Genomic DNA, 26,254 nt, shown 5'->3' on the forward strand with positions numbered 1-26,254 from the left:
GGATGAACGCTATGCCTTACTCACAACAGATTCCGGAATGGAACGCCCCTGGCGTGAATCCTCCACAATCGCTCAAAGATTCGGGATGGTCCATCAACCAGAGACCGCCTGCAGACTATTTCAACTGGTTCTTCTACAACACGTCGAAAGCGCTCATCGAGCTTCAACTTGAGGCCATCAACACGGACCAAAAAGGGGTGGCCAACGGGGTCGCATCATTGGGCTCGGACGGGAAAGTCCCTGCCACCCAACTGAACATCTCGGCGCCTACAGATGCATCGACCACGATCAAAGGGATCGTCGTGCTAGAGGATTCCGTCGCTTCAACAAGCACGACCAAAGCGGCAACGCCGAACAGTGTCAAACAGGCGAACGACAATGCCAACGGACGCATCCCGACCTCTCAAAAGGGTCAAGTGAACGGCGTGGCCACACTCGGGGCAGACGGGAAGGTTCCGACCGCTCAACTCCCGACGATTGCCACGACCGCAACTGACATCACGATTACCGATGCTGGGAACTATTTCACCTCTGGGAACGTCGAGGGTGGGATTCAAGAAATCGGGCAGGCGCTCGCCGGGACACTTAGTTTGGCCAACGCAACAACACAATGGTTAGGAGGCGCATAAGATGCCGACAATCTCGAATGAAATCATGATGCCGGGGACGTATCAGACATATAAAAATGCACGTCCCCAACTCCTTTCGAACGGATGGATTTTGGCGGCGGTCTATGCGCCGTCCGTCTCGGTACTCCGGTTCCGGATCAAGAAGACGCCGACAAGCGAATGGGAACCGCTCGCCTTCATGACGACCTCGAACGTCCTCTCATGGTCGTTGGCCATCAAAGGGACTCGGGTCTTTGCAACACTCCACACGTCATCGTCAAGCGCCACATCGTTTCTCAACTTCGATGCGCTGACCGTCAACTCGACTGTCAGTCTTTCGGCGGTATCGATTGACAACTCATCGAACAGCGGTCAGTTCAACGGTGAGGATTTGCAAATCAACGATACAGGTACGGAATTGCACCACGCCTTCAGTGCCAAAACACCAACCTATGCGAACACGTTCAACATCCGCTATCTCAAAGGTACGATTGCAGGTGACGGTTCGGTGACCTGGACCACGGCTGAATTTGTAACGTCCCATAATCAATCCGGCCGCATCGGTTGCATCCAACCTGTAATCGTCATGTATAACAACGAGCCTAGAATCATCTGTGTTTTCGACAACAGCGGTTTCAGCCAAAATGACATTCAATTCGCGTACAGAGTCGGAAACAACTGGAACGGTATGTCTCCGAAATATCTCATTTTCAACAATTCACGTCCACAGTTGGCTCCAGACGCCAAGTTCATTCCAAAATCCATCAACGGGCTTTCGAACGGCCGAATTTGGGCAACATGGCACGGGAAGGATGCGACGGACACAGCCAAGTTCAACATTTTCACCGTATTCTCGGATGATGGTGGAGATACGTGGTCCGTGCCTCTCAAGCAGACGAACGGAAATCTGTACGACCAGACAAACGCATCACTCACAGCAGACAAAACCGGAAAGGTCATGTTGCTCTGGGATAAGGTAGAAAACCCTGCAGGGACGAACGTCACCGTCACGGGTATCAAGAGCTATGTCGGTTCATCATGGGGTGCCGCCTCTTCTATCAACGGTGATGATTACTTCAATCCTGCCGTCCTGTTCGACCGTTCGTTCAGTCTTTTCATGACGTTGCCGCCGTTGATTCGTTACTACGGATCAAATGCCTATTTCAGTGGGACGTATTTCACAGGTTCGAGCACCTCTCCTGTGTCCGACGCTCTCGGGAACAAAGAGACACCGACAATCACGAGTTATACTGTCACCCCAGAGGAGAACTCGACCATCACACAAATCGTCGAAAAGTTGAACGGGACGACACTCAATACCTTCAACAACCCGGCATCACTCTCGCGGACATTGGTCATCCCTCAAGCCAATTGGGACGCACTTGCTTTCTGGTTTGTAAACACAATCGAGGTGATCGTGACGGATTCGAATGGCACCACGATTACAACGACGTACACGTTCAACAAGAAATTGAAAACAACAGCCGGACTGATTGAGACGACCAAAGCGACCGCCGATGCAAAAAAACGTATCTCTCAAAAGCGGGAGACCATTGCCACACAGGTCGGTTTGCCTGCCGGTTCAACGTTTGACGCGATTATCGCGGCGACATTGAGCGGGACGATCATGAAAGTCTCGAGAGGGTCTTTTAACTCACTCAACTCCGGAATATTGCAATCTGTCACGAATCTAGCGTTTCGTCCGAAGATCGTCATTATTTTCTGCGCACCACCAGCTACACCGGTCGCGAATACTGGAACATTCTTATACTTCATCACAGAGGATTCTCAACTGATCGGGAACAGCGCAATCCAAAACCTGTCACTTGGCATTTCGAAAGGCGATAACGGATACACGAGCTCAAACAACGCGGATCGCTCAATCAACCAAGTCGGCACACCGGGACAATATGACGGTCGGATTCTCGAAACTGGTTTCGAGTTTGTTCCATTCTTCAACTCAGGTGTCACACCGGCCAATTACATCGCATTAGCATAAGGAGGCGTCATCATGCCAAAAGTGAATGGAAAAATCTACTACAATCTCGTCACAGGTGATGTGCTGTTGTTCATCAATCAAAATGAAGACGCATGGATTGTTGAGAAGACGTTGGAGCAGGACATCGCTTCACACAATCAACTCCAAGCTGTCGACAAGAACGTGATTGGTCTCATCCGACTTCAATGGGACCAATACAAAGACGAGCTCTCGGTCTCTGACCCTGTGAAAGTCGACAAAGGGAAAGTCCTCTGGCGCGCCAAGGGACAATTACCGACGACACAGCCGGAGGAATCTTTCACGAATCGCATCAAAGAACTTGAGGCGGAAAAGATTGCAAACGATAAGAAAATGAATGAGATGCGTTTGGACATGGCACGTTCAAACGCCGAAATGTTTGAGACCATGATCATGTTGATGGGAGGTTAAGGGGGTGTTCACCAAAGAAAATAAGGTTGTACAAAGTTATGTCTTGCTTATCCAAGAAGGGGAGAAGACGATCGATGACGTTCCGGACTATCAAAATCTACGTGAAGTCGTCTCAAGTGTACTGGCGCAAGCGAATTAAACTTATACTCAAACTAACAAAGGAGTTGTTCAGAATGGTATTCACAACAAAATCACGTATTGCTCAATCGTATGCAGTTCTAATCCTTGCAGGTGAAATGACAATTGACGATGTTCCAAATGTCGGCAATCTTCGTGAAATCGTCCTTGAAATCTTAGGTGCAGAACCACAACCCACAGCATAAGCAAGCGAAGGACGTCCAAACGGGCGTCCTTTTTGTTTACATCACAGTTATCGCACACAGCATACAACGCATCTAAAAATCGCAACAAGGGGGTCATCGGAATGGAAGGGGCTAACACTATGGATTCGATCATTCAAACAGTCCAAAACCACGGGGAGCGGATCGCGCTCTTGGAGAAGTCAGACGAGAAGATGCGGGACGATATCACGTCCATCAACAAGAAATTGGACGCGGTCGAGAAATCGCAGGATCAATTGAAAATCACGTTGCACGAGGTATCGCGTGAGACCAGAGAGGTCATCCGTGATGGCCAAGAGATGACCAGAGGATTGTTCAAGACACAGGAAACGGTCATCAGTCAGTTGGCCACCGCTCTCGAGAACAAAGAAGAACGTAAATATAACAAGGACAAGCTCGAAATAGAGGTCCAAGACAAACGCCACGACCGTGTCATGCAGACCATCGGGAAGTGGTCGCTCATCATCGTCCCGACGATTGGTGGCGTGACGACTTTGCTCGGGCTGTTACTTAAATAAGGGAGGCATTCAAATGACTAAAAAAATCGCACGAGACGATGGCCATGGTCTTGCACCATTGACGCCGGGAAAACGGACGCCATTCATCAAAGAGATTGGCCGATTCATTCCAGAAAACGAGTTTAACAAGGCGGTGTGCCATTTTCTCGGAGAGGAGCTTCATCGTTGTGGGTTCGATACGATTGAGACCGCGCCGGGAGATGCGGACCATTCGCTCGAATCACGTGTCAAACGGGCGAACGATGCCAAAGCGGACCTGTTCATTTCGATTCATTACAATGCAATTGATGGGAAATTTGACGGAGCCGGAAAAGACCCGGAAGGATTCTCCGCTCATATCGACCCATCTGGTGGCAAGTCAGAGGAGTTCGCGAAGATTGCGCTCAAGCATTTGGCCAAAGGGACGGTTCAGAAAAATCGTGGCGTTGTGAAACAACAACTCTATGTCACGGCCAACACGAAAATGCCTGCAGTCTTGTTCGAGCTCGGGTTTATGGATAACAACCGAGAAGCCTTACTCATGATTGACAAGGCGTTCCAGCGTGAATGTGCCGTCGAAATTGCTATGGCCGCTTGTGAATTCTATGGTGTCCCGTACAAAGGTTCAGCAAAACCGGAAGTCACAAAACCTGCTGCTCCACCTTCCATCAAACCACCTGCAGCTACAGTTAGAATCGGATCGTTGATTACTAAAAAAGTCGTACATGCATATGCACGTCCGGAATGGGGAACACAAACCGGCGCAATCGTCGAGAAGGGACAGACCCGTCATGTTTACGCCAAAAAGAACGGATGGTATCAACTGTTCTCTGGTGAATGGTTGCCTGCTCAATCCGGTGATAACTTTGATTATATGCCCGTGAAAACGCCTGAACCGACTACCGGCAAACCAAAACCTAAGCTCAAGCGAGTGGTTGTGGATGGGAAACAAGTCGGTGCGTTCTCTGCTGACGAAGGGATTGTGCTTTCGGTTTCAGATGCACTGAAGAAAAACGCTAAAAAAATCAACGTGGAGGAAATCTGATGCAGAATCCAATTATAGCGGCGTTGCTACGTCTAATCGTCCCTTTGTATGGACTTCTCAACTTGTTCTTGATATCGAAAGGGCTAAATCCTTTACCGTTCTCAGAAGAAGAGGTCGCGACGGTTTTTTCGGGTATGGTCACTTTTTTAGGTATCGTGTGGGTGTGGTGGAAGAACAGCAACATCACGAGAAAGGCCCAAAAGGCTCAGCTGTATCTTGATGAATTGAAGAAGCAATGACGAAGCCCCACTCAAACGAGTGGGGCCTTTTTTATTGGGCAATGTCTTTTTCAGGAACAGGCAAATCTATTGGTCGTGAAAAACGACCTGTCATGAAATTGAAGTACACAGAGCATAGGTCGCCATCACAGCTGATGTGCAATAAAACTCGACCTTTTAGGATTTTTTCAACGCTGAAGATGACATCATTTCTCTCGAGAGAGGTTGATAATCTTTTATAAATCCATGTTAATTCTTCTTTGCTCGCTCGCCGCATGTATTTTTTCTGTCGTGACATTTCATCACCTCTCCATGAGTTTAATTCAGCAAAAAGCTAAAGTCATGTGAAATTAAGTTGAAATCCGGATGTGTAAATCATCATTACTAAAGTACAGTAGGAAGTCTAATACACGACTTGTATTTCTCTAAAACAGAAAAAATGATGTTAATCACTAATAAATGATGGCAAACACTGTTAAAAAATTATGGTACACTATGTAAAAATGCCCAATAGATAGACGTGAAAATATGCATGAAATGAAAAGAGTCTGCCATGATGTAGTCTATTGATATATTATGTTGAAGTTATATATCTATTAGAATTCTAAGGACGTCTGCCAAGGATTCTTTTCATTTAAATAGTCTCTCGTTGGTTTTCAGGAGGAATTACGAATGAATCATGTGTTATTCAAGCAGGTTGTACCGAAAGATCGTTTGGAGCACCACATCAATAAAGAACAAATAATTAGCCCAAAGAATAGTATTGACGCTATGTACAAAGATTTGATTACACATAGAAAATCTCTAGTTGAAAGCATCTTTCAAGAATATCAATTCGCTGGAATGATTTCTTTGAATGTTTTCGAAATCAGAAATTTCCCTCAAGAATTTAATGGGAAAACGAAATTCCTTGAACAATTAAAAAGAAAATTAAAAACTTCTAATGTTCTTAATACATCTATGAAACCTGAGATAGACAAAGTACCTCAGATTGATTTGATACAGGAAATAGAAAATGGTTTAAGAATACAATGGATTTCAGGTGTGAGAGTAGAAGTCGCAGATGGATATGGCATCATTACTCGAATAGACACCAGAAGAGTTACTACTATAATTAGATTCGGTTCTCCTTTATTCATTGAAGTGAGAGCAGGTTATAAAGCTTCCACTACATATTTGAAGTTGATTCAGGGACTTGTTTCTGATGATGTAAAACCTTTAGAGTTCGAAAAAGTTCCTCTGACTAAAGTTACTGAAAAAGAGACAGAAGAAATTGCAAGAATTCTAAAAGCAGGCTTACTTGAAGGAGAGCATTTAGGTAGTAACGGTATTGGTAGATACGCGGTATCTGCTGATCGTGATACAAAAGATTTGAGAGATCTAGAAGAATACAAACAATCTTACATGACTAAACAGTACCTAGCACAGACGCTAAACGTCTATTATGAAGAACAAGACTCTGGTTATTCTACAAATGTAAAATTTAAAGTTAATATGAACGGTGGATTCCAATTCAAAACTAAGGTCAGTGAAAAAATAATTAAAAGGATTTTTGATGTTTTCGCCGAAGTACGATATAAACAAGTAGTTACTGTAGAATAAATTTTGATGAGAAGGGAGTGATTTGAATGAGCATTGACGTAGGGATGGTCGATAGAGTCTTAGAACATTTGGCTAAGGATAACCATAGACGTTTTAACGCTTATCAAATTAACTCTGCGTCTCATCAGTCCGATGTAGAAAAAGTAAACGAATACTTGCTATTTAGAAGTAAAGGTTCGTTCGCCATTTTAGAAGCTAAGATAGAAACTTTGTGTGAAGAGAACAATCACCCGGATGAGCATTTCGATATTGACGAAAAAATTCCTGAGTACGAAATTGAATGTCGTATATGTGGAAATGAATACGTCCCTGATTTAGAAAATTCTCATTTGGTTTTCTACTTTAAAGATAGCTATTTAGAAAGCGTAAAAAAAAAGTTGACGATACAGAATTCTCTAGTAGCGATTTAACATTATCTCCGATGAATGAATTTGTGCTTATTTCGGACTTAATTAAAAAAGGAATATTATTTGTTACTATTAATGGAGGCGTTCATTTGAATAAGAATGTAATAGGTAGTATATCTGGAAACAACTTTGCCGAGAACACTGTAATACAAGGACAAAATGTGAACCAAAATATGAATAATAATCGAGAAGAATTTGCTCAAGCATTTGAGGTCTTGTTAAAAGACATAAAGGGAATTCAAGACGAAACAAAGCGAGAACAAGCAGAGTTTTACGCAGACCGACTTAAAGTAGCGAATGAAAGTAATGATCCGAGTACGGCAAAGAAGATGATAAAGTTTCTTATGAATAGTTTGGGAACGGTAGGTTCGTTAATTTCAATTAGTGAATTGATATCAAAATAAGCGATAAGGACCTCACTCAATATACAGTGAGGTCCTTTTAAATAGTATTATATTGCTTCTGACTTTCTATGATTTTCAGTTTTACTATTTAATATTCTCCTTATAAATAAGCAATAAAATCATGAACTAAATAATTGTGTTTTATATCTAGTAAAGATGTTTGTATTTGAATACGAAGAACCAACTGATTGCTTGGAAGACGCTCTTTGTCGGAGGGCTCAATTCGTCAATCGTCCACCCGCGCGATGTGTTTCGTGAGGCGCTCAAGTTGTCAGCGGCATGCTTTATCGCCGTGCACAATCATCCGAGCGGGGACGCGACCCCAAGTCGGGAAGACATCGAGGTGTCCGAGCGATTGGTCGAAGCAGGCAATATCGTTGGCATTGCCTGTCTCGACCACGTCATCATCGGGGAAGACCATTACGTCAGCATGAAGCAGCGGGGATATATGAATGGGTGAGAAGTAGAGAGCAGGCATCGTGATGTCTGCTCTTTTGTGTTTACGAGAGCACTGGAACCTCATTAAATTTTGGATATAGTTGGAAATCGATGAATGGAAGTGTAGAATTTGAAGAGCGTAGAAATAATGATGCATAAGTTTGTACATAGGAGGTTACCGAATGTCGCGAATCACGATATGGAATGTGATCGGATGGGGATTTCTTCTTTTCTTAGCAGTCAGTAAATCCTTTTTTAGTGAGCAATTGTCTTTGATCACGACTGGTCTGGGCGGATTGATTTGTTTGATGTTGAGTTTGTGGATGATCTATTCCGGAGAAGAAGAGTTATTACAACATCCGAATGAAAGGTCTGAATGAACAACGCTATTTAAACTGTCATTTGGCCAAAGAGTAGATGATGAATCAAATTGAGAAGAGCGGTGTACGCATATGAATGTACTGTCGGAAAACGAATTAAAAGAAGTCCTCCAGGTGATGAAAGATGGGGATTTGACGTATTACGAAAAAAACAAAGAAGCCATTCTCACAAGTATGGTTCAGCATATCGGGTCACCGGACGGCGAACTCCGTGATCGACTCATTTACACGATGTTCTTTCGCCTCATCATCGAACAAAAAGACATCGATTTCGACAAGATGAGTGAACTTCTTGAGACGTCATCGCATGATCTTTTATTTCATAGAATTAAGGAAACGCAGTCGGACGCTGTCTTCACGAGAGCGTTCACGACTCTATTGATGGCTTTGATTCTGCATCGAGACGTTGAAGAGGATTTTTTAACAAAAGACCAATTCCAGCAGGCAGCGGAAGGTTTGATTCGATATCTTCAGCTCGAGAGAGATACAAGAGGTTATGTGAATGGCAAGGGATGGGCCCATTCGATTGCCCACGCGGCAGATGCGGTGGACGAACTGATTGCAAATCCGAAACTGGATCCAGTGTCATTTCCGGAACTCTTCCACGTCATCATCCATCAAATCATGCGTTCTGAGGTATTGGCGCATGATGAAGACGAACGTCTCATCCATCCGTTCCTACGTTTACTCGAACGAGGGATGGATTCTGAAGTCATTCATCGCTATGTAGAGCAGCTTCCACATCACTTAGAAGAATGTAAGCAACATCTTGATGATGAGGAAAAATATTGGTACGTCGTCCATAATGTGAAAACATTCTTGAAGAGCCTATATGTCCGTTTAAACGAAGAACAGCGGCATGATCTGATCCAACAATCTATTCTCGTCACACTGAAAAAGTTGTGATGTGATCAATTAAAGTAGTTTTCTCTAATCGAATCAAGATGTTGATTAGAAAACAAATGAGGTGTTTTTATGGAAAAAATAATTTGGATCCTGATGGTCGGATTATCGCTTTTTGTGAGTTACATACATCTAGAACCAACCATCTTCTCGATCGTTGTGTTCATCCTGTTTTTATTTGTGAGCACAGCGCTGTTTATGCGGTTCGATCAGGACCACTGGCTCGACCGCGTCTCGCCGCTCGTCGGTGTTGGCGTAGGAGTTCTATCGCTCATCGCTTATCTCGGTATGATCGTGCTCTCTTTCAATGAACTCAATCAACTCGGCATCTGGACGGTACTCGTCCGCCTCCTACTCATGTACATCGGAATTTACATTTTCGTCGTGACGACATCGAGCTTTTTGGCAGGAGCGACCCGACTCAAGCCATCCCGCTTCTTTCGGCCGGTGTTGATTTTCTCGGTATTCTTTTACGGAGCGATGTTACTGCTTCCGCTCCAACCGGGATTGTAACCGTTCTCTCCTTAGGCAGACGCTCACTTGCGTCTGCTTTTTTGATTTGCCTTTTTGCCGAAAAGAAGGCAAACTAATAGACGGTGAGACAGGACTGAGATGCGGTTATTGTAAATAACCTGTAATCGAATGAACGTTTTCAAACATGATTTTTCCGTTATAATAAAAAATAGTGTAATGAAGAGAGGAGCAACACCTATGTTTCGTAGTTTTAACCGAGAAATCGGAATCGACCTTGGAACGGCTAACACGCTCGTTTATGTAAAGGGTCAAGGAATTGTTGTTCGTGAACCGTCCGTCGTGGCGTTCCGCACAGATACAGGTAGAATTGAGGCCGTTGGTAACCAGGCCAAAGATATGATTGGACGTACTCCGGGGAACGTCTCTGCACGTCGTCCGATGAAAGACGGCGTCATCGCTGACTTCGAAACGACAGCGACGATGATCAAATACTTCATGGAGCAAGCTCAAAAATCAAAAGGCGGTTTGTTCTCATCGAAGACGAACGTCATGATTTGTGTCCCAAGCGGTATCACGTCTGTTGAAAAACGTGCCGTGGAAGACGCTGCGAAACAAGCAGGCGCTCGTGAAGCATACACAATCGAAGAACCGTTCGCAGCAGCAATCGGTGCAGGCCTCCCAGTTTGGGAACCGACTGGCTCGATGGTCGTCGATATCGGTGGCGGTACGACCGAAGTCGCAGTGATCTCACTCGGCGGCATCGTGACAAGCCAATCGATTCGTGTCGGTGGTGACGAAATGGATGATGCCATTATTCGTTACATCAAGAACAAGTACAACCTCATGATCGGGGAGCGTACATCTGAGACGCTCAAAATGGAAGTCGGTTCGGCGCGCATCGATGCATCGAACGAAGCGGAGAAGATGGAAATCCGTGGTCGCGACCTCGTAACAGGACTTCCAAAACAAATCGAAGTCACGTCTGCAGAAGTGTGTGAAGCTCTTTCGGATACAGTTGAAGCGATTTTAGCAGGGGTCAAGCAAACGCTTGAGCAAACTCCTCCAGAACTTGCGGCTGACGTTATGGACCGCGGAATCGTCTTGACTGGCGGCGGCGCCCTCCTCAAAAACTTGGACGACGTGATCTCAGACGAGACACACATCCCGACACTCGTTGCGGATGAGCCACTCGACTGCGTAGCGGTCGGGACTGGAAAATCTCTTGAAATGATGGACGTCCTCCGTTCGAAATCAGGCATCTCGTCACGTCGATGAGAGGTGAGACACGATGAGCCGATTCGTACGTAATAAAAAGCTCATCATCACGCTAATTGTACTGATCTTGTTTTTCGTCATTTTAGGTGTTTCGATTCGAGGACGATCGGAATCAGCCTGGTACCAAGATGTCACGCGTGATGTGGTCGGCACGTTCCAGCGAGTGTTCGCGGTACCAATCGGGTGGATGGACTCAACGGTCTCGTCCATCTCAGATGTCCGCGATATCTACGAAGAGAACCGCCAGCTGAAAGAACATTTGGCGAAGTACGCCGAGGTATCGGTTGAAGCGGATGATTTGCGCCGTGAGAATGAGGAGCTTCGAAAGATGGTCGAAGCAAGAGACGAGTCGTTACGTGACTTCGACCTCATTCCGGCGGAGGTCATCGGTCGGACACCGAACGATTGGCAACGCTACGTCACCATCAACGTCGGTTCAGAACGCGGCGTTGAAAAGGGCATGGCCGTGACCGCAGCGAGCGGGATGGTCGGTCGTGTCATTCAGACGAGTGCTTATACGTCGCAAGTTCAACTGCTCAGCGACAACAACCGGACGAACAACGTCTCGGCTGTGGTCAAAGATGCGGACGGCAAACCGACGTATGGGACGGTTGACGGATTCGACACGGAGACGAATGAATTGTTCTTCACAAAAGTATCGAATAGCGTCAAGCTGAAAGAAGGAGAAATCGTATCGACGTCTGGACTCGGTGGACGTTATCCGGCTGGACTTGTCATCGGTACGATCGAATCGATCGAGACGGATGAATATGGCGTCTCACAAGTCGCCCGGATTAAACCGGAGGCCGACTTCAATGAGTTCTCACAAATGTACGTGATTGATCGGACACTAGACGAACCGTTTTTAACGGGTCCCGAGGAAGGAGGAGCAGCGGGTGAGTAACATGAAAGTGTTCATCGCCCTGTTCCTCCTTTTTCTTATTGAAGGAACATGGGCATCGATTTTTTCTTGGCACTACGCCACGCCGTTTCTTTTGTTGACGTTGATCGGGTTGATGTTTGTCAGTCTGTACGGTCGATGGGAGACGGCACTCGGGTTTGGGCTTGTATTCGGACTGCTGTATGATATCGTCTACACCGACCTGATTGGAATCTATGTATTTACTTTTTCACTCATTCCTCTCTTAGCCAGCTTCGTGTTAAAATATATAGGTGAGAACTTCTTCTCCGTCACCATTACGTTCACGTTTATGATTCTCGTTTTCACCTTTGCGATTTACGGGATCATGGCGGCGATTGGTGGGACGTTGATGACGATTCAAACACTATTGGTTGAACAGATTCCAGGGACGATGCTCGTCAATGCCATCGCCATCGTGATTCTTTATTATCCGATGACGCGTTATGTGACGACACGCCCTGTTGCGAAAAGAGGGTAGCCATGATGGAGCGTAAACGACACATTACGATTAAAGGACATCGCAACGGCATTGCCATTCACTTCAATCCGAAGAGTGGCATCGACGAGGTGCTTACGGACTTAGAAGCGACATTACAAGAAATGGAGCCGCCGTCCGGAAAGATTGCCCTGAAGTTGCACGCGGGTACTCGTTATATTGACGAGGAGCTGTCACGTCAAATTCGTGAGGTCGTCGCTCGTCATGGCGTTTTTTATATTGAAGACTTGTCGAGCGATGTCATGTTGACAGAAGAAGCGAAAGCGACGTACGGCAGAAAGACATTCCACTATCACAGCGGGACGATTCGGAGTGGGCAAGTGTTGACGTTTGACGGTTCGGTGCTCGTGATCGGGGATATCAATCCCGGGTCAGAGGTCCGGGCGACAGGAAGTATTTATTGTTTAGGGACGATACGAGGAAATGTGCGCGCCGGTGTCGAAGGATGGGAAGAAGCGGTCATTACCGCGAGCCTGCTCCATCCGAAGTTTTTAGCAATCGGTGAACATGTACTCACAGCCGATGACGATGAAGAACTTCCTGAGATTGAGATGGGTTGTGCGTATCAGACGAGTGATGGGATTGAGATGACACGTCTCCGCCACGTCATGACAGGTCTGAAAGACGCATATGCAATGGAATTACAGAGAGGGTGAGTGGAATGGAGCAAGTAGTGGAGCCTGTACATACAGAAAAAGAAGTTAAAAACGGCAGAGCCATCGTCGTGACATCAGGAAAAGGGGGCGTCGGCAAGACAACGACGACCGCCAACATCGGGACGGGGCTCGCCTTGTCTGGACACTCGGTCTGTCTCGTCGATACAGATATCGGGTTGCGTAACCTCGATATCATTCTCGGTCTCGACAACCGGAGCATTTATAACCTTGTCGATGTCATCACGGGTCAATGTAAGTTGAATCAGGCGCTCGTCCGCGATAAACGCTTCGAGGAGATGTATTTACTCCCGGCCGCACAGTCGAAAGACAAGACGTCAGTGAATCCTGAACAAGTGAAGGAAATCGTTGACCAGTTGAAGACGGAATATGATTTCGTCTTGATTGACTGTCCTGCTGGAATCGAGCAAGGGTTCATGAACGCGATTGCCGGTGCGGATGAGGCGATCGTCGTCACGACACCTGAAAAGGCGGCGGTTCAAGATGCAGACCGAATCATCGGGATGCTCGAACAAGCGGAACATATCGATGCGCCTAAACTGATTGTCAACCGAGTCAAGAATCATCTCGTCGAATCGGGCGACATGCTCGACATCGATGACATCATGCGCATCCTGTCGATCGACTTACTCGGTGTCGTCATCGACGATGAGGAAGTCATCGCAGCCGCGAACCGCGGTGTCCCGGTCACGATGAATCCGGATAACTATGCCGGGCAGGCGTACCGGAACATCACGCGCCGTATTCTTGGCGAATCGGTCCCGCTCATGTCGATTCAGACGGAGACGGCACCGGTCGGCTTCTGGGCACGACTCATGATGAAATTTGGAATGAAAAAAGCGTAAAGGCAACGGAAGTTGCCTTTTTCTGTCGAAAGGAGTGATGCAGATGAAGCTAATCTACGAACGAACACCTTCCATCGAACGGGCGATGCTCGTGGACGGCGAACGATTACTCGAAGTCGAGGAACGGTTTGTCGACCAACTGTCGGTCGGGACCATCGTCGAAGCCGCAATTGAACGGATCCACCCGTCACTCGGGGCAGCCTTTTTGACGGATGGGGAGACGACATACTTTCTCCCGATCGCAGAGACGCTCCGTGCGCTCGCCTCGTATCCGGAAGTGCCCGCCATCGGGCAAGCGGCAGTCGTCGGAGAAAAGCGACTCGTCCAAGTGACAAAAGAAGGAATCAACGGCAAGCATCATAAAGTGACAGAGAACATTCGATTCGGTGGGCGATATCTTGTGTATTTCCCATTTGGACGTCGTCAACTGTTCAGCCGGAAACTCGACCTCGTCACGCAGGACCGCCTCTCAAAGGCGCTCGACTTAACGGAAGAGGAAGGGGTCTTATTTCGGACGGAAGCCGGACAAGTGGCCCCGGAAGCGTTACAGGAAGAACTGAATCGATTGCGTAACCGTTCAATCGTGGTGATCGAGCAACGGTTCGGGCAAGACGAGCTACTATGCGAACAATTCGTGAGACGTCATGCAGTCGAGTCCGTGCTGTTGAATGACAAAGAAGGGCAAACGCGACTCGAACGATTGGATGTCCCCGTGAAACGTCATATCGGAAAAGGGCGGATGCCTGAAGCGAAACGTCTCGATGGAGCCATCGAGAAACTGGAGAGTCGTGCCGTCTGGTTGGATGGTGGGGCGTTCGTCTTGATCGAACAAGTCGAGACGATGACCGTCATCGACGTGAATAGTGGCAAAAATGTCGCCGTCAAAGACAAGGGGCGTGCGGCCGATACCATCAATGAAGCCGCGCTCTATTCGATCATGGAGCAGTTGCGTCTGCGAAATATCGGCGGCATGGTCATCATCGATTTCTTACGTGGTTCAAAGGAAGGGCAGACCCGTCTCCTTAAAAAGATGAAAGAACTCGGGGCGCGTGACCCACGTCGGGTCGAGGTGTACGGCTTCACACGAATGGGGCTGTTCGAGCTGTCGCGGGAACGGACCGGTCGCTCGATTCAAGACCGGATGTTTCATGCCGGCAAGCCTTCAAAATTGGCCATCTTCTCACAGTTTGAACGGTCGCTCCTTGATTTGAATGATCAGTACGAAGCGGTCGTGCTCTCACTCCCTAAGAAGTGGCATGACGCTTCCTGGCACGAATTTGACATCGAGGTGCATCTCGTCGAAGGGGAGCCGGAGTTCCTCTTTTATGGGACGTCCGAAGAATGTCAGAATTTCTTATCTCGTCGTTGACAATGATTAATCGAGAATGGTATTATCTATAACGTTAGTTCGTTTGGAAGCACCCAAATGGCTACAACCGCACAGAACGGGTTTTTAAAGGTTTTGCCCTGCCCAGGATGGCGAGTCTGAGTTTAACAAGGAGGTGCACGTATATGTACGCAATCATCAAAACTGGTGGTAAGCAAATCAAAGTTGAAGCAGGTCAAGAGATCTACATCGAAAAACTCGATGCTGATGTCGAAGGTACTGTAGAATTCGGTGAGGTTCTTTTCGTTGGTGGTGACGATGTTAAAGTCGGCGCTCCACTCGTAGAAGGCGCTAAAGTTGTCGGTACTGTGGTAAAACACGGCCGCGCTAAGAAGATCACTGTCTTCAAAATGAAAGCTAAGAAAAACTACCGTCGTAAGCAAGGTCACCGTCAGCCTTACACGAAAGTTCGCATCGAGAAAATCGAAGCGTAAGCTATGATTCGGGTCAAGGTAAGACGAGACGAGGCGAAGTCGATTCGCTCCGTCGAAGTGACGGGTCATGCCAATTTTGCAGAACCTGGTTCTGACTTGGTGTGCGCCGGTGTTTCAGCCATCATCTTTGGTGCCTATAACGCCGTCGAAACGCTTGCGGGTCAATCGCTTCTTGTAGAAATGGCAGATCAAACAGAGGGTGGTTACTTTTATGTCGAGACGTATCCTGACTTATCACCGCAGGATATGGAACGCACCCAACTGTTATTAGAAGGGATGCTCGTGCAGTTAGACACGATCGCCCAAAGCTACGGTGAATATATCCAAATTGAACAATAGGAGGTGGACCTCATGTTACAATTGAACCTTCAGTTCTTCGCTTCGAAAAAGGGAGTTGGTTCGACTAAAAACGGTCGTGACTCAATTTCGAAACGTCTCGGTGCAAAACGCGCTGACGGACAAACAGTTTCAGCTGGATCAATCCTTTACCGCCAACGCGGTACAAAGATTCACCCAGGTGAAAACGTTGGCCGTGGTGGCGACGACACTTTGTTTGCGAAAGTTGACGGCGTAGTACGCTATGAGCGTCTTGGTCGCGACAAGAAACAAGTGAGCGTTTACCCAGTCGCGTAAGTTGAACGACGCAGAAGACTCTAGCCACTTATTTGGTTAGAGTCTTTTTTTCTAGGAGAGGATCTAAATGGATTCAGAACAGACACTCGAGCTCTTATCGACCGTCCGTCACGAATGGATGAATCGGCTTCAATTGATCTCGCTCTATGTGGCTCTCGATCCGACTAAGCTCGAGGAACTTTACGAACGCTATCGGAAACAGGCCGACGAAGAGAGTGCGCTCGTTCGTTTGAACGTGCCACAGACGAGCCTAGTCGTGATTCAAGCGAATTGGGAGGGACGGATGACGTATACGATTTCAACCGACCAACTCGCCATCGATGACGCGCGAGTGGCAGAGATGCTTGTCCGCTTGTTAGACAACACGGATGGGCCGATTCATGTGACGTTCACGGACGGACTGATGATTCGCGTCACGGGCACTGTCCCGGACGATGTGAAGGCATCAGCCGATGTGTACGAACAGAACGTAGATACTACTACGTTTCACATAAAGGAGGGGAAATAAATGTTTGTCGATCAGGTTAATATTTTTGTAAAAGCTGGAGACGGCGGAAAAGGGATGGTCGCTTTCCGTCGCGAGAAATACGTTCCAGACGGTGGTCCTGCAGGTGGTGACGGTGGTCACGGTGGGGACGTCATCTTTGAAGTAGAGGAAGGATTGCGGACGCTCGTTGATTTCCGCTATTCGAAGAAGTTTATCGCCCATGATGGCGAAAAAGGGATGTCAAAAGGGATGCACGGACGTAAAGCGAAACCGCTCATCGTCAAAGTTCCACCTGGCACGATCGTGTTCGACGCCGAGACGGATACCGTCATCGCGGACTTGACCGAGCACGGTCAACAAGCGACGATCGCGAAAGGTGGTCGTGGTGGTCGCGGGAACTGTCGTTTTGCGACACCTGCCAACCCGGCTCCAGAAATCGCGGAGAACGGGGAACCAGGTCAAGAACGTGAGTTGCGTCTCGAGTTGAAACTCCTCGCAGACGTCGGTCTCGTCGGATTCCCGTCTGTCGGGAAGTCAACGCTTCTCTCGGTCGTCTCGTCGGCGCGCCCGAAAATCGGTGCGTACCACTTCACGACGATTACACCGAACCTCGGTGTCGTCAAGACAGCGGACGACCGTAGTTTCGTCATGGCCGACCTTCCAGGTCTCATCGAAGGAGCGAGCCAAGGCGTTGGTCTCGGTCACCAGTTCCTTCGCCATATCGAACGGACGAAAGTCATCGTTCACATGATCGATATGAGCGGTATGGAAGGACGCGATCCGTTCGAAGACTACACGACGATCAACCGTGAGCTCGAGTCGTACAACTTACGTCTCCTTGAGCGTCCACAAGTCGTCGTGGCGAATAAAATGGATATGCCGGACGCAGCGGAACATCTTGAAGAGTTCAAGAAGAAGGTAGGGGACGACGTCAAAGTCTTCCCGATCTCGGCACTCGCTCAAGACGGTCTTCGCAACTTGTTGATCGAAGTGGCGAACTTTGTCGATACGACACCAGAATTCCCACTCGATGAGCTCGAAGAGAAGACAGCGACGCCTCGTGTCGTGTATCGTTATGAGAAGGAAGAGAAAGGCTATCAAATCCACATCGATGAATACGATCGCTTCGTGATCACGGGACCTCGTATCGAGAAGCTCTTCAAGATGACGAACTTTGACCATGATGAGTCGATCAAACGATTTGCTCGTCAAATGCGTCAAATGGGCGTCGATGACGATCTTCGTAAGTTGGGTGCCGAGGACGGTAGTGTCGTGGCAATCCTCGACTTCGAATTCGAGTTTGTGGAATAAAAAAATTACTTGTTAAGAAGAAACGGAGTGTGAAGCTAACGTGGACCCTGTGCCCTCGTCAAGTATAATTCTATATGTAGTTCTCGTCATGTTGTCAGCGTTTTTCTCATCAGCAGAAACGGCGCTCTCGAGTGTGAACCGGGTCCGGATGATTCGGATGGCAGAGGATGGCGACAAAGCCGCAAAACGTGTCCTCAGTCTCGTCGACCGTTTTGATGATACCCTCTCGACGATTCTCGTCGGGAACAACATCGTCAACATCGGTTCGGCGACGGTGTCGACGGCCATCGCCACATCGATTTTCAGTGGGGGAACCGGTCTTCTCGTGTCAACGTTCGCGACGACGGTCATCATCTTGATTTTTGGTGAGATTTTACCGAAATCGCTCGCGAAAGAGTTTGCGGAGAAGTATTCGCTTCTCATCAGTGGAATCCTTGTGTTCCTCGTTAAAGTCCTCAAACCGGTGACGATGATTTTCACCGGCTTGAAGAAGTTGACGCTGCGGATGATCGGGATGAAAGACAAGGAGCCATCCGTCACCGAAGAAGAGTTGAAAGTGCTCGTCGATATGGGAGAAGAGGAAGGTGTGCTCGGAGAGACGGAAGCAGAGCTCGTCCATAGCGCCTTTGCCTTCAACGATATTACGGTCGATGATGTGCTGACGCCACGAATCGATATTCTGGCCGTCGACATCGACGATTCGCTCGATGAAATCAAAGACACGATTTTCAGTGGTGGACATTCGCGTTTACCGGTCTACAAAGACTCGATCGACAACGTCATCGGTGTCTTGTCAGAACGTGACTTCTTGCGTTCGATGATGAAGGATGAAGTGACGGATGTCCGTTCGCTCATCCGACCGCTCACGTACGTGTCACCGCAGACGAAATTGATTGAACTACTTCCGATTCTCCAGCAGAAACAATCTCACATGGCTGTCGTCCTCGATGAATTCGGGGGCACGGCGGGTCTCATCACGTTAGAAGACATGCTTGAAGAACTCGTCGGCGACATCTGGGATGAGCACGACGAATCCGTCGTCTATCTCAGACGTCTCCGTGAAGGGGTCTATGAGTGTATGGCTGACATGAACGTTGATGAATTCGCGGAAGAGATGGGGATTGCAGAACCAGACGTCGATTCCAACACGATGGGCGGTTGGTTCGTTGAATTGCTCGGCGACATCCCGGAGAAAGGTGCACAAGTCACGTATCAAGACATGACGTTCACCGTTCTCCATGTGGAGAAACGCCGTGTCCGGAAACTGTTAGTGGAGACTGGACAATCTCAGCAAGAAGACATGCAAGAAGCATAAACAAAAGGGATGATTCGCACATGGCGGATCATCCCTTTTTGCGTCATACGGATTGGCGTTCAATGCGCTCAATCAGTTCATATGGCCGTACTTTATAAATGGCGTAAGGCATGTATACGGGATCGATCGCATCGAGGAAGCGCATTTGGAAGTGCTCCCGTTTGATGTAGTCACCCACGTTACTTGCGTCGACTTTATAGAAGCCAACTTCCTGTGTCTCGCCAGCCTGCGGTCTGAGGTCACCGGATACATATTTTGCGCGGAACGTGACACAGAGGACGCGGGAGGACACGTTTTGATAGATTCCCGTGATGCCTTCCACCTCGATTTTCACGCCCGTTTCCTCGTCCACTTCACGATGGATGGCGTCAACGAGTGACTCGTGTTCTTCGACTTGTCCGCCAGGCATCTCGAACGAGTCGTTCCGATGCATGTTTTTGACGAGGAGAACCTCACCCGCTTCATTCGTGATATACGCTGTCACACAGACAATCGCACGCGGTGGCGTATAGTGACCGGTCGGCATCATGAACTCTTCGCTTGACTTGATATACAGCTCTTTTCCAAGGCGAGCCCGCTGTTTCATGGCGTCTCGTCGCAACGTACTGCCACGATAATCCCGCTCGACTTGCTCATAGTGTTCACGGTCCCGATATTCCCATAGTGCCATGACCTCGGACTTGTCTTCGGTCACCCAGCGTCCGACGAGACGGGCGCCATGCGACGCCTGGATCGGGTAAATGTATGTATGGAAAAAGTCGGTGAATTCTTGCAGGCGTTCAGGTCGAATCGTATACGTTTTACGGCGATGGAACATGATGATTCCTCCTTTTTCGTTGTGCGGTGTCCTATATGTGTGACCGCGATTCGCTTACATGGTTCTTATTCGACAGATGTGAGCGTTTCCCTTTCCAACAAAAAAAGAATCAGCGCAAGTCACGCTGATTCTTTCACACGTTTTGGTTGCTGACGAACATGTCGAACGACGAGGATAATCCCGACAGCAAGAGCCAAGAAGGGGATGACATCGTCCATGAAGTGGCCGATCATGCGCCAGTTGCTACCAAGCATCATCCCGACATGGATGAAGATGAATGACCAGACGGCGAAAATCAAGGTCGTCACCGACAAAAACTTACGGAACGATAGACGCATCACGCCGGCGCTCACGGCGAATAATTGACGCCAAAACAGGCTGAGACAGACGATCCATGCACCGTATTTCTCAAACCAGCGCTCGGCCCGGAGTTGCTTGTCTTGCCGAATTCGAAAATACCGATACAGTTTGAGCGCGACGGGACGCCCACCATATCGACCGATCCAGTATAGACCGATTTGGCTGAGCGTGAAGGAGACCCACGCCAGTAGGAACGTCAGGAAGAAGGGCGCGTCATGCGAGTCGACGAGGAAGCCGCCGTATGCGAGAACGAGTTCGTTCGGGATGAATTGGACCAAGATACCGATGGGAATGCTGAAGACCCCACAGACGGCGAGTAGATGCTCGAGGACGTTCAAGACGTAGCCCTCCTTTCAAATGATTTCAGGAAAGATGTTCCATCCATCAGTATAACGGACATGACTGAAAAGAAAAAGAAGAGATGTCACATATTCGTGACGTCTCTTCAATCTAATTCGGATACGAGAATCCCGAGGCGGTCCAACTCTTTCACCGCAGCATCGATTGCCTCTTTATGGTCTGATTCGAGCGTATGGATATGGAAACCACCCGTCAACTGGGAGAGTGGGGAAGCCCCATGCGTCTTCACACGTTCGAGGAAGGCACGGACGTCGCGGCGACTCTTCACCATGAGTTGTCCCGTGATGGACCCGTATACAGGATGGTCGATGATGACGTCTTTGATGGTGACTCCTTCATCGACGATGGCGTTCATCTCCGCCTCCATCTCTTCTGCCGTATGACGACAGGCTACCTTTTTCGAATAGGTGGATGGGGTGAGGTCTCCGTGCAAGTAGACGTACCCACGAGCGGTCGCAACGATTTGATGGCCTTTCGCTTTTAGTAACGATAGGTCTTGGACGATGACCTGGCGACTGACGGATACATGTCTTGCCAGTTCAGATCCTGTGATCGGCTCATTGCTCGATTCAATCAATTGTAATAGTGTGCGACGGCGTTCTTCACCGGCTAAACGTTTGTTCATGATGTTCGACTCTCCTTGCTAAAATGACGATGGCATCGGCGAGGGCCGATGTGTCTTCGGCGGTCGTTTGCGCGCCGAAGGAAATGCGGACGAGTCCATGACAGGCGCTCGTCTCATATCCGAGTGCTTCGAGCATGCGATTTGGTCCATTTTGACCTGCTCGACATGCCGACCCAGCCGATACTTGGAACCCGAGATCGTCGAGCTCGGTCATCCACCATTGTCCGTCGCGTTGATGGGAGACGAAGGAGAAAATGGCGGGACTTTGTTCATCAAACTCGAGCCAATGGACATGCGCTGACGTCTTCTCTTTCAAGATAGCACGAAACGCCATGAAATTTCTCTGAAAACGTGTCAATTGTTCCTGACGTTCTCCGAGTGCTTTTGCAAAGGCACTGATTCCAGGAACGTCAATCGTTCCGGGACGAATCCCGTATTGATGATGCCCCGGATAGTATGGGGGAGGAATCAGACGTTCCATGTAGAGGGCACCGACTCCTTTCGGTCCACCCACTTTGTGGGCACTGAACGAATAGGCATCGATGCCTTCGACAGAAATCGGGATTTTCCCGAGTGCCTGGACCCCGTCCACATGGAAGAGGATTTTCTTATATTTCAAGAGGCATTGGATGTGGTGGAGCGGTAACACCCAACCCGTGTCGGAATTGACGTGCTGGAGCGTGACGAGCCCGATGTCACGGTCGAGTAGGTGGGTGAACGCATCCAAATCAAACTTCCCATCCTTCAGTTTCAACCGATGAACGATTATCCCTTCCCGCTCCCATTCTTCAAGTAAGAGGGCGACGGAATCATGCTCATGCCAAGACGTGATCACCTCTTTGCCCTTCATCCGTTTACGCAAGCTTGTCAGTGCGATGTAATTGCTCTCCGATCCACTTCCAGTGAATAATAATTTTCCTCGTAACATATCAAGCCCGAGCGCCTGTTTGATCAAGCGTCGTGCCTCTGTCAAATAATCTTCTGCCATATAACCTTGGGTATGGAGTGATGATGGGTTCCCATAAACGTTTTTGGCCATCGCCACGTAATGGTCTAATGCTGCATGTGTCATCGGGTGTGTAGCGGCGTAGTCGAAGTAGCGGTTCATCATGGACTCCCCTTTTCTCATGTTGTCTTCTACACAAAATTATGCGAAACTAGTTTACAAGTCAACATTACATATGAAAAACAGGTGATGTACAAGTGTCTTTACACATAGAGAAAACTGACATTTTGATTATCGGAACGGGACTTGCCGCCGTCGCAACGGCTTTGCATCTACCAACATCATTCTCTGTTCTTCTCGTCTCGAAAGGTGAGATGACAGAGAGCAACTCCGATTTGGCACAAGGCGGGATTGCGAGCGCGTATCTTGAGAAATCGAGTACGGCCCATAAAGAAGACACGATGCTCGCCTCTAAAAACACATCGTGCGCTGAGCGCGTCGACATTCTCGTAGAAGAAGGTCGTCAAGCGATTGAAGAAATGGAACGATTCGGTGTCCGGTTCGACCGTGAAGAGGACGGCTATGCCCTCGGACGTGAAGGCGCGCATCGATTGAATCGCATCTTTCATGTCGGTGGCGACGAGACGGGACGCCATGTCATGAGGCAATTGCGTCACTCGTTACCCGATAACGTGAACGTATTGGAACGGGTGCTCGTGCACGATCTCATCACGAGAGACGGGAAAGTCGTCGGCGCGATGGCGTTTCGGGATGAAGTGCCCATTCGAATTGAAGCCGGCGCTGTCGTATTGGCGACAGGTGGCATCGGTGGGCTGATTGATTGGACTTCAAACGCGCGTACCGTGACCGGTGACGGTCTCGTTCTGGCAAATCGATGTGGGGTCAAGCTGACACATTTACAGCGGATCCAATTTCATCCCACCTTACTGGCGACCGACGAGCCTCATCTCGTGACGGAGGCACTCCGGGGAGCCGGAGCGACGCTCGTTGATGACGAAGGGAATCACGTGATGGCGCATCATCCGCTCGGGAGTCTCGCTCCTCGTGATGACGTGGCGCGGGTACTGACAGAACGAATGGGAACGGTGTATCTCGATACGACAAACGTGACACGGCTTCGTGAACGGTTTCCGAAGCTTGCGTTGACATGTGACAAACTCCAGATCAATCCTCGCCGCATTCCGGTACGTCCTGGCCTCCATTTTCATATGGGTGGAATCGAAGTGGACGACATGGGACGGACAGACGTTGACGGATTATATGCCGTCGGTGAAGTGGCGGATGCGGGCATACATGGGATGAATCGTTTGGCCTCGAACTCACTTTTGGAATGTTGGGTGTTTGGAAAACGAGTCGCGCGGGCGGTGCGATTGAATCAGACGACCACGGCGACGAAGGAGACGTTGGTGTACGACATCTCACCTGTGGCATTTCAAGCGTTACGTGCTCAAATTAGAAGATGGTTGACGATTTCACCAAGTCTTAATGAATTGAAAGGTTTCTTACAAAATACCCAAACGTTGACCATGACGAAACACGTGACAAGACAATTAAGTGAACAAACTTTACAACTCGATGCGGCGCGTCTTCTCGCGCAAAGCATCCTCGAAATGGAGCGGAATGATGAATACGATATACCTACGCGAACAGCTACGTCAGTTCTTGATTGAAGATATCGGGTATGGGGACCTATCGAGTGCGCTGATTGATGGACAGGACGAGTCGGTCGCAACGATTGTCGCCAAAGAACAGGGCATTTTCTGTGGGAAGCCGATCGTAGAAGAGCTGGCAACCATGCAGCGGCTTGAATTGGTCTCTTGCCAAGAAGACGGGAGAGCGGTGACCCCTGGAGACGAACTCATCGTCTTGAGAGGGAAGACGCGCGCGATTTTAGAGACTGAGCGCGTGCTGTTGAATGTCATCCAACATACGAGTGGGATTGCGACGATGACACGACAGTGCGTGGACGCGTTATACGATGACGCGATTCACGTGACCGATACACGCAAGACGACCCCGGGACTGCGGATGATTGAAAAGTACGCCGTACGTGTGGGCGGGGGATACAATCACCGTCTAAGACTCGATGACGCCGTCATGATCAAAGACAATCATATCGTCGCACTTGGTGGCGTGACGAACGCGATTCAAGTCGCACGAGAACGTGTCGGCCATACGACCCCGATTGAAGTCGAGGTCGAGTCGTTCGAACAACTGATGGAGGCGGTTCAAGCCGATCCGGACATCGTGATGCTTGATAATCGGACGCCAGATGAATTGAGAGAATGGGTCCGTCATATACCGACGCACATCAAAATTGAAGTGTCTGGTGGCATCACGCTCGACACGATTGACGATTATCGAGGCATTCGCATCGATGTCATCTCGCTCGGGCAATTGACTCATTCGGTACGCGCGTTCGATTGCAGTTTGAATTTACAAGGAGGAATGAAAGATGCAACTACTCGGAACACTCCCACCGACGTACGCTAACTTGTCGGTGGAGGAGATGGAGACTCGGATTCAGGCGGTCAAAGACCGACTCGGGACTCGTCTCTTTTTACCGGCCCATCATTATCAAAAAGACGAGGTCGTTCAATTCGCGGACGCGACAGGGGATTCGCTCCAGCTCGCACGACTCGCAGAACAGATGAGCGAAGCCGAATTCATCGTCTTTTGTGGTGTCCACTTCATGGCAGAGACGGCAGACATGTTGACGCGGGACGACCAGATTGTCGTCTTACCTGATATGCGTGCCGGCTGTTCGATGGCAGACATGGCCGATATCGATCAGACGGAGATTGCTTGGGAAGAACTGACGGAACGATTTGGAGAGGACATCATCCCGATTACATACGTCAATTCAACAGCGGCCATCAAAGCGTTCGTTGGTCGTCACGGTGGGGCGACCGTCACATCGTCGAACGCCCATGAAATCGTCCGGTGGGCGCTTGAGGCAGGTGAACGCATCTTGTTCCTTCCCGATCAGCATCTCGGGCGGAACACGGCGTTCGACCTCGGCATCCCGCTCGAGGCGATGGCTGTTTGGGATCCGCTCCGTGAAGAATTGGTCTCAGAAGGCGATGATGATCAAGTGAAAGTCATCTTATGGAAGGGACACTGTTCTGTCCATGAGAAGTTCACGGTATCGCAAATTCAGGCGTTCCGTGAGCGTGAGCCGGATCGTCGCATCATCGTCCATCCGGAATGTACGTTTGACGTCGTCCAGGCTGCGGACGAGGCGGGATCGACATCGTATATCATCGACAAGATTGACGCGAGCGCACCGGGGACGAAGTGGGCGGTCGGAACGGAGATGAACCTCGTCAACCGTCTGGCGGCGACGTACCCACACCTCGATATCGTTTCATTGAACCCGTTCATGTGTCCGTGCCTCACGATGAATCGAATCGACTTGCCACATCTATTGTGGGCGCTCGAGTCGCTCGAGACGGCCCCTGTGAACATCATTCGCGTCGATCATGAGACGACAGAGTTCTCGAAACGTGCACTTGAACGAATGCTCGCGCGATAATTGCTTGAGGACAGGAAAACGCCTGTCCTTTTTTCGTGTCCCCCATTATGGTACAATAAATGCAGT

At 48.8% G+C, this 26,254-nt stretch carries 34 protein-coding genes, 1 pseudogene and 1 other annotated feature; of the genes and pseudogenes, 30 read left to right on the top strand and 5 right to left on the bottom strand.

Annotation, left to right across the window (positions count from 1 at the left end; translation table 11 throughout):
• The first annotated feature begins 11 nt into the window (after nt 1-11).
• The 8 genes from KNO70_RS07715 (at nt 12) to KNO70_RS07745 (ending at nt 5,158) form a co-directional block, all read left to right on the top strand.
• Nucleotides 12-629, top strand: coding sequence for a phage tail protein (locus KNO70_RS07715; RefSeq protein ID WP_214812017.1), 618 nt, complete (start codon nt 12-14; stop codon nt 627-629).
• 1 nt (nt 630) lies between these two features.
• Nucleotides 631-2,607: a sialidase family protein gene (locus KNO70_RS07720; protein ID WP_214812020.1), complete on the top strand. Its 1,977-nt coding sequence runs from the start codon at nt 631-633 to the stop codon at nt 2,605-2,607.
• A gap of 12 nt (nt 2,608-2,619) precedes the next feature.
• Nucleotides 2,620-3,036 (top strand): hypothetical protein, encoded by a 417-nt coding sequence (locus tag KNO70_RS07725; RefSeq protein ID WP_214812023.1) that lies wholly within the window; start codon nt 2,620-2,622, stop codon nt 3,034-3,036.
• A 4-nt stretch (nt 3,037-3,040) separates the two neighbouring features.
• Entirely contained in the window at nt 3,041-3,175 is a 135-nt protein-coding gene (locus KNO70_RS16115; RefSeq protein WP_371816096.1) for a CD1375 family protein, read from the top strand.
• 34 nt (nt 3,176-3,209) lie between these two features.
• Nucleotides 3,210-3,359 (top strand): CD1375 family protein, encoded by a 150-nt coding sequence (locus KNO70_RS07730; protein ID WP_214812026.1) that lies wholly within the window; start codon nt 3,210-3,212, stop codon nt 3,357-3,359.
• A 101-nt stretch (nt 3,360-3,460) separates the two neighbouring features.
• Entirely contained in the window at nt 3,461-3,895 is a 435-nt protein-coding gene (locus KNO70_RS07735) for a hypothetical protein (protein WP_214812042.1), read from the top strand.
• 13 nt (nt 3,896-3,908) lie between these two features.
• Complete coding sequence (locus KNO70_RS07740) at nt 3,909-4,919, top strand: N-acetylmuramoyl-L-alanine amidase (RefSeq protein WP_214812045.1); 1,011 nt, start codon at nt 3,909-3,911, stop codon at nt 4,917-4,919.
• Nucleotides 4,919-5,158: an SPP1 phage holin family protein gene (locus KNO70_RS07745; protein ID WP_214812048.1), complete on the top strand. Its 240-nt coding sequence runs from the start codon at nt 4,919-4,921 to the stop codon at nt 5,156-5,158. The genes KNO70_RS07740 and KNO70_RS07745 overlap by 1 nt, the downstream gene beginning before the upstream one ends.
• Nucleotides 5,159-5,189: 31 nt before the next feature.
• Here the strand turns inward: KNO70_RS07745 and KNO70_RS07750 are convergent, their stop codons facing one another.
• The gene (locus tag KNO70_RS07750; protein WP_214812050.1) at nt 5,190-5,435 is read right to left on the bottom strand and encodes a hypothetical protein; all 246 of its coding nucleotides are present in this window, start codon (nt 5,433-5,435) and stop codon (nt 5,190-5,192) included.
• A gap of 374 nt (nt 5,436-5,809) precedes the next feature.
• Here KNO70_RS07750 and KNO70_RS07755 point away from each other — a divergent pair, with 374 nt between their 5' ends.
• The 19 genes and pseudogenes from KNO70_RS07755 to KNO70_RS07845 all read left to right on the top strand — a co-directional run bounded on the left by KNO70_RS07755 (nt 5,810) and on the right by KNO70_RS07845 (nt 19,524).
• Nucleotides 5,810-6,739: a hypothetical protein gene (locus tag KNO70_RS07755; protein ID WP_214812053.1), complete on the top strand. Its 930-nt coding sequence runs from the start codon at nt 5,810-5,812 to the stop codon at nt 6,737-6,739.
• A gap of 26 nt (nt 6,740-6,765) precedes the next feature.
• Nucleotides 6,766-7,149, top strand: coding sequence for a hypothetical protein (locus KNO70_RS07760; protein WP_214684641.1), 384 nt, complete (start codon nt 6,766-6,768; stop codon nt 7,147-7,149).
• 86 nt (nt 7,150-7,235) lie between these two features.
• A complete protein-coding gene (locus tag KNO70_RS07765) occupies nt 7,236-7,550 on the top strand; it encodes a hypothetical protein (RefSeq protein ID WP_214684639.1) in 315 nt (104 codons plus the stop codon).
• Between the two features lie 157 nt (nt 7,551-7,707).
• A pseudogene (gene radC / locus KNO70_RS07770) lies at nt 7,708-8,010 on the top strand (RadC family protein); the annotation flags it as partial.
• A gap of 160 nt (nt 8,011-8,170) precedes the next feature.
• The gene (locus KNO70_RS07775; protein ID WP_214812056.1) at nt 8,171-8,368 is read left to right on the top strand and encodes a hypothetical protein; all 198 of its coding nucleotides are present in this window, start codon (nt 8,171-8,173) and stop codon (nt 8,366-8,368) included.
• Nucleotides 8,369-8,440: 72 nt separating this feature from the next.
• Complete coding sequence (locus KNO70_RS07780; protein ID WP_214812059.1) at nt 8,441-9,274, top strand: DUF2785 domain-containing protein; 834 nt, start codon at nt 8,441-8,443, stop codon at nt 9,272-9,274.
• A 69-nt stretch (nt 9,275-9,343) separates the two neighbouring features.
• A complete protein-coding gene (locus tag KNO70_RS07785; RefSeq protein WP_214684633.1) occupies nt 9,344-9,784 on the top strand; it encodes a hypothetical protein in 441 nt (146 codons plus the stop codon).
• 198 nt (nt 9,785-9,982) lie between these two features.
• Nucleotides 9,983-11,020, top strand: a complete 1,038-nt coding sequence (locus tag KNO70_RS07790; protein ID WP_074037493.1) for a rod shape-determining protein — start codon at nt 9,983-9,985, stop codon at nt 11,018-11,020.
• 13 nt (nt 11,021-11,033) lie between these two features.
• Entirely contained in the window at nt 11,034-11,924 is an 891-nt protein-coding gene (gene mreC, locus KNO70_RS07795; protein WP_047795500.1) for a rod shape-determining protein MreC, read from the top strand.
• A 1-nt stretch (nt 11,925) separates the two neighbouring features.
• A complete protein-coding gene (gene mreD, locus KNO70_RS07800; RefSeq protein WP_049759982.1) occupies nt 11,926-12,420 on the top strand; it encodes a rod shape-determining protein MreD in 495 nt (164 codons plus the stop codon).
• 5 nt (nt 12,421-12,425) lie between these two features.
• The gene (locus KNO70_RS07805) at nt 12,426-13,094 is read left to right on the top strand and encodes a septum site-determining protein MinC (RefSeq protein WP_251024819.1); all 669 of its coding nucleotides are present in this window, start codon (nt 12,426-12,428) and stop codon (nt 13,092-13,094) included.
• A gap of 5 nt (nt 13,095-13,099) precedes the next feature.
• The gene (gene minD / locus KNO70_RS07810; protein ID WP_015881151.1) at nt 13,100-13,957 is read left to right on the top strand and encodes a septum site-determining protein MinD; all 858 of its coding nucleotides are present in this window, start codon (nt 13,100-13,102) and stop codon (nt 13,955-13,957) included.
• 43 nt (nt 13,958-14,000) lie between these two features.
• On the top strand, nt 14,001-15,326 hold the full coding sequence (locus KNO70_RS07815; protein WP_214684631.1) for a ribonuclease E/G: 1,326 nt from the start codon (nt 14,001-14,003) through the stop codon (nt 15,324-15,326).
• 55 nt (nt 15,327-15,381) lie between these two features.
• Nucleotides 15,382-15,454: a sequence feature (ribosomal protein L21 leader region), on the top strand.
• 15 nt (nt 15,455-15,469) lie between these two features.
• A complete protein-coding gene (gene rplU, locus KNO70_RS07820; protein WP_015881153.1) occupies nt 15,470-15,778 on the top strand; it encodes a 50S ribosomal protein L21 in 309 nt (102 codons plus the stop codon).
• Between the two features lie 3 nt (nt 15,779-15,781).
• Nucleotides 15,782-16,117 (top strand): ribosomal-processing cysteine protease Prp, encoded by a 336-nt coding sequence (locus KNO70_RS07825; protein WP_015881154.1) that lies wholly within the window; start codon nt 15,782-15,784, stop codon nt 16,115-16,117.
• A gap of 12 nt (nt 16,118-16,129) precedes the next feature.
• A complete protein-coding gene (gene rpmA, locus KNO70_RS07830; protein ID WP_015881155.1) occupies nt 16,130-16,411 on the top strand; it encodes a 50S ribosomal protein L27 in 282 nt (93 codons plus the stop codon).
• A gap of 67 nt (nt 16,412-16,478) precedes the next feature.
• Nucleotides 16,479-16,919 carry a Spo0B domain-containing protein gene (locus KNO70_RS07835; protein ID WP_214684630.1) on the top strand — a complete coding sequence of 147 codons (441 nt, stop codon included), beginning with the start codon at nt 16,479-16,481 and terminating at the stop codon, nt 16,917-16,919.
• A complete protein-coding gene (gene obgE, locus KNO70_RS07840) occupies nt 16,920-18,209 on the top strand; it encodes a GTPase ObgE (RefSeq protein WP_015881157.1) in 1,290 nt (429 codons plus the stop codon).
• 49 nt (nt 18,210-18,258) lie between these two features.
• Nucleotides 18,259-19,524, top strand: a complete 1,266-nt coding sequence (locus tag KNO70_RS07845; protein ID WP_353047654.1) for a hemolysin family protein — start codon at nt 18,259-18,261, stop codon at nt 19,522-19,524.
• A 43-nt stretch (nt 19,525-19,567) separates the two neighbouring features.
• Here the strand turns inward: KNO70_RS07845 and KNO70_RS07850 are convergent, their stop codons facing one another.
• From KNO70_RS07850 to KNO70_RS07865, 4 genes are all read right to left on the bottom strand, one after another.
• A complete protein-coding gene (locus KNO70_RS07850) occupies nt 19,568-20,341 on the bottom strand; it encodes an NUDIX domain-containing protein (RefSeq protein ID WP_015881159.1) in 774 nt (257 codons plus the stop codon).
• Nucleotides 20,342-20,460: 119 nt separating this feature from the next.
• Nucleotides 20,461-21,039: a DedA family protein gene (locus tag KNO70_RS07855; RefSeq protein ID WP_074037484.1), complete on the bottom strand. Its 579-nt coding sequence runs from the start codon at nt 21,037-21,039 to the stop codon at nt 20,461-20,463.
• Nucleotides 21,040-21,146: 107 nt separating this feature from the next.
• Nucleotides 21,147-21,686, bottom strand: a complete 540-nt coding sequence (locus tag KNO70_RS07860) for a transcription repressor NadR (protein WP_015881161.1) — start codon at nt 21,684-21,686, stop codon at nt 21,147-21,149.
• Nucleotides 21,664-22,794 (bottom strand): cysteine desulfurase family protein, encoded by a 1,131-nt coding sequence (locus KNO70_RS07865; protein WP_214691132.1) that lies wholly within the window; start codon nt 22,792-22,794, stop codon nt 21,664-21,666. The genes KNO70_RS07860 and KNO70_RS07865 overlap by 23 nt, the downstream gene beginning before the upstream one ends.
• Nucleotides 22,795-22,889: 95 nt before the next feature.
• Between KNO70_RS07865 and KNO70_RS07870 the strand changes: the two genes are divergently transcribed.
• The 3 genes from KNO70_RS07870 to nadA are packed head-to-tail and all read left to right on the top strand — an operon-like array spanning nt 22,890 to nt 26,188.
• Complete coding sequence (locus tag KNO70_RS07870) at nt 22,890-24,323, top strand: L-aspartate oxidase (protein WP_214812062.1); 1,434 nt, start codon at nt 22,890-22,892, stop codon at nt 24,321-24,323.
• The gene (gene nadC, locus KNO70_RS07875) at nt 24,277-25,146 is read left to right on the top strand and encodes a carboxylating nicotinate-nucleotide diphosphorylase (protein WP_214812065.1); all 870 of its coding nucleotides are present in this window, start codon (nt 24,277-24,279) and stop codon (nt 25,144-25,146) included. The genes KNO70_RS07870 and nadC overlap by 47 nt, the downstream gene beginning before the upstream one ends.
• Nucleotides 25,109-26,188, top strand: coding sequence for a quinolinate synthase NadA (nadA, locus tag KNO70_RS07880; protein WP_214812068.1), 1,080 nt, complete (start codon nt 25,109-25,111; stop codon nt 26,186-26,188). The genes nadC and nadA overlap by 38 nt, the downstream gene beginning before the upstream one ends.
• Nucleotides 26,189-26,254 lie beyond the last annotated feature (66 nt).

The sequence above is a fragment of the Exiguobacterium sp. s181 genome (assembly GCF_018617125.1).
Lineage (GTDB): Bacteria > Bacillota > Bacilli > Exiguobacteriales > Exiguobacteriaceae > Exiguobacterium > Exiguobacterium profundum.

Excerpts from the sequence above, each read along its gene's own strand:
- KNO70_RS07780 (WP_214812059.1), top strand. The coding sequence starts at position 8,441 with ATGAATGTACTGTCGGAAAACGAATTAAAAGAAGTCCTCCAGGTGATG.
- KNO70_RS07735 (WP_214812042.1), top strand. The coding sequence starts at position 3,461 with ATGGAAGGGGCTAACACTATGGATTCGATCATTCAAACAGTCCAAAAC.
- KNO70_RS07850 (WP_015881159.1), bottom strand. The coding sequence starts at position 20,341 with ATGTTCCATCGCCGTAAAACGTATACGATTCGACCTGAACGCCTGCAA.
- KNO70_RS07835 (WP_214684630.1), top strand. The coding sequence starts at position 16,479 with ATGGATTCAGAACAGACACTCGAGCTCTTATCGACCGTCCGTCACGAA.
- KNO70_RS07815 (WP_214684631.1), top strand. The coding sequence starts at position 14,001 with ATGAAGCTAATCTACGAACGAACACCTTCCATCGAACGGGCGATGCTC.
- rplU (WP_015881153.1), top strand. The coding sequence starts at position 15,470 with ATGTACGCAATCATCAAAACTGGTGGTAAGCAAATCAAAGTTGAAGCA.
- KNO70_RS07750 (WP_214812050.1), bottom strand. The coding sequence starts at position 5,435 with ATGTCACGACAGAAAAAATACATGCGGCGAGCGAGCAAAGAAGAATTA.
- KNO70_RS07725 (WP_214812023.1), top strand. The coding sequence starts at position 2,620 with ATGCCAAAAGTGAATGGAAAAATCTACTACAATCTCGTCACAGGTGAT.
- KNO70_RS07865 (WP_214691132.1), bottom strand. The coding sequence starts at position 22,794 with ATGAACCGCTACTTCGACTACGCCGCTACACACCCGATGACACATGCA.
- KNO70_RS07720 (WP_214812020.1), top strand. The coding sequence starts at position 631 with ATGCCGACAATCTCGAATGAAATCATGATGCCGGGGACGTATCAGACA.
- KNO70_RS07805 (WP_251024819.1), top strand. The coding sequence starts at position 12,426 with ATGGAGCGTAAACGACACATTACGATTAAAGGACATCGCAACGGCATT.
- nadA (WP_214812068.1), top strand. The coding sequence starts at position 25,109 with ATGCAACTACTCGGAACACTCCCACCGACGTACGCTAACTTGTCGGTG.
- KNO70_RS07775 (WP_214812056.1), top strand. The coding sequence starts at position 8,171 with ATGTCGCGAATCACGATATGGAATGTGATCGGATGGGGATTTCTTCTT.
- KNO70_RS07825 (WP_015881154.1), top strand. The coding sequence starts at position 15,782 with ATGATTCGGGTCAAGGTAAGACGAGACGAGGCGAAGTCGATTCGCTCC.
- mreC (WP_047795500.1), top strand. The coding sequence starts at position 11,034 with ATGAGCCGATTCGTACGTAATAAAAAGCTCATCATCACGCTAATTGTA.
- KNO70_RS07745 (WP_214812048.1), top strand. The coding sequence starts at position 4,919 with ATGCAGAATCCAATTATAGCGGCGTTGCTACGTCTAATCGTCCCTTTG.
- KNO70_RS07755 (WP_214812053.1), top strand. The coding sequence starts at position 5,810 with ATGAATCATGTGTTATTCAAGCAGGTTGTACCGAAAGATCGTTTGGAG.
- KNO70_RS07785 (WP_214684633.1), top strand. The coding sequence starts at position 9,344 with ATGGAAAAAATAATTTGGATCCTGATGGTCGGATTATCGCTTTTTGTG.
- KNO70_RS07715 (WP_214812017.1), top strand. The coding sequence starts at position 12 with ATGCCTTACTCACAACAGATTCCGGAATGGAACGCCCCTGGCGTGAAT.
- mreD (WP_049759982.1), top strand. The coding sequence starts at position 11,926 with ATGAAAGTGTTCATCGCCCTGTTCCTCCTTTTTCTTATTGAAGGAACA.
- KNO70_RS07740 (WP_214812045.1), top strand. The coding sequence starts at position 3,909 with ATGACTAAAAAAATCGCACGAGACGATGGCCATGGTCTTGCACCATTG.
- obgE (WP_015881157.1), top strand. The coding sequence starts at position 16,920 with ATGTTTGTCGATCAGGTTAATATTTTTGTAAAAGCTGGAGACGGCGGA.
- KNO70_RS07760 (WP_214684641.1), top strand. The coding sequence starts at position 6,766 with ATGAGCATTGACGTAGGGATGGTCGATAGAGTCTTAGAACATTTGGCT.
- KNO70_RS07730 (WP_214812026.1), top strand. The coding sequence starts at position 3,210 with ATGGTATTCACAACAAAATCACGTATTGCTCAATCGTATGCAGTTCTA.
- KNO70_RS07860 (WP_015881161.1), bottom strand. The coding sequence starts at position 21,686 with ATGAACAAACGTTTAGCCGGTGAAGAACGCCGTCGCACACTATTACAA.
- rpmA (WP_015881155.1), top strand. The coding sequence starts at position 16,130 with ATGTTACAATTGAACCTTCAGTTCTTCGCTTCGAAAAAGGGAGTTGGT.
- minD (WP_015881151.1), top strand. The coding sequence starts at position 13,100 with ATGGAGCAAGTAGTGGAGCCTGTACATACAGAAAAAGAAGTTAAAAAC.
- KNO70_RS07790 (WP_074037493.1), top strand. The coding sequence starts at position 9,983 with ATGTTTCGTAGTTTTAACCGAGAAATCGGAATCGACCTTGGAACGGCT.
- nadC (WP_214812065.1), top strand. The coding sequence starts at position 24,277 with ATGAATACGATATACCTACGCGAACAGCTACGTCAGTTCTTGATTGAA.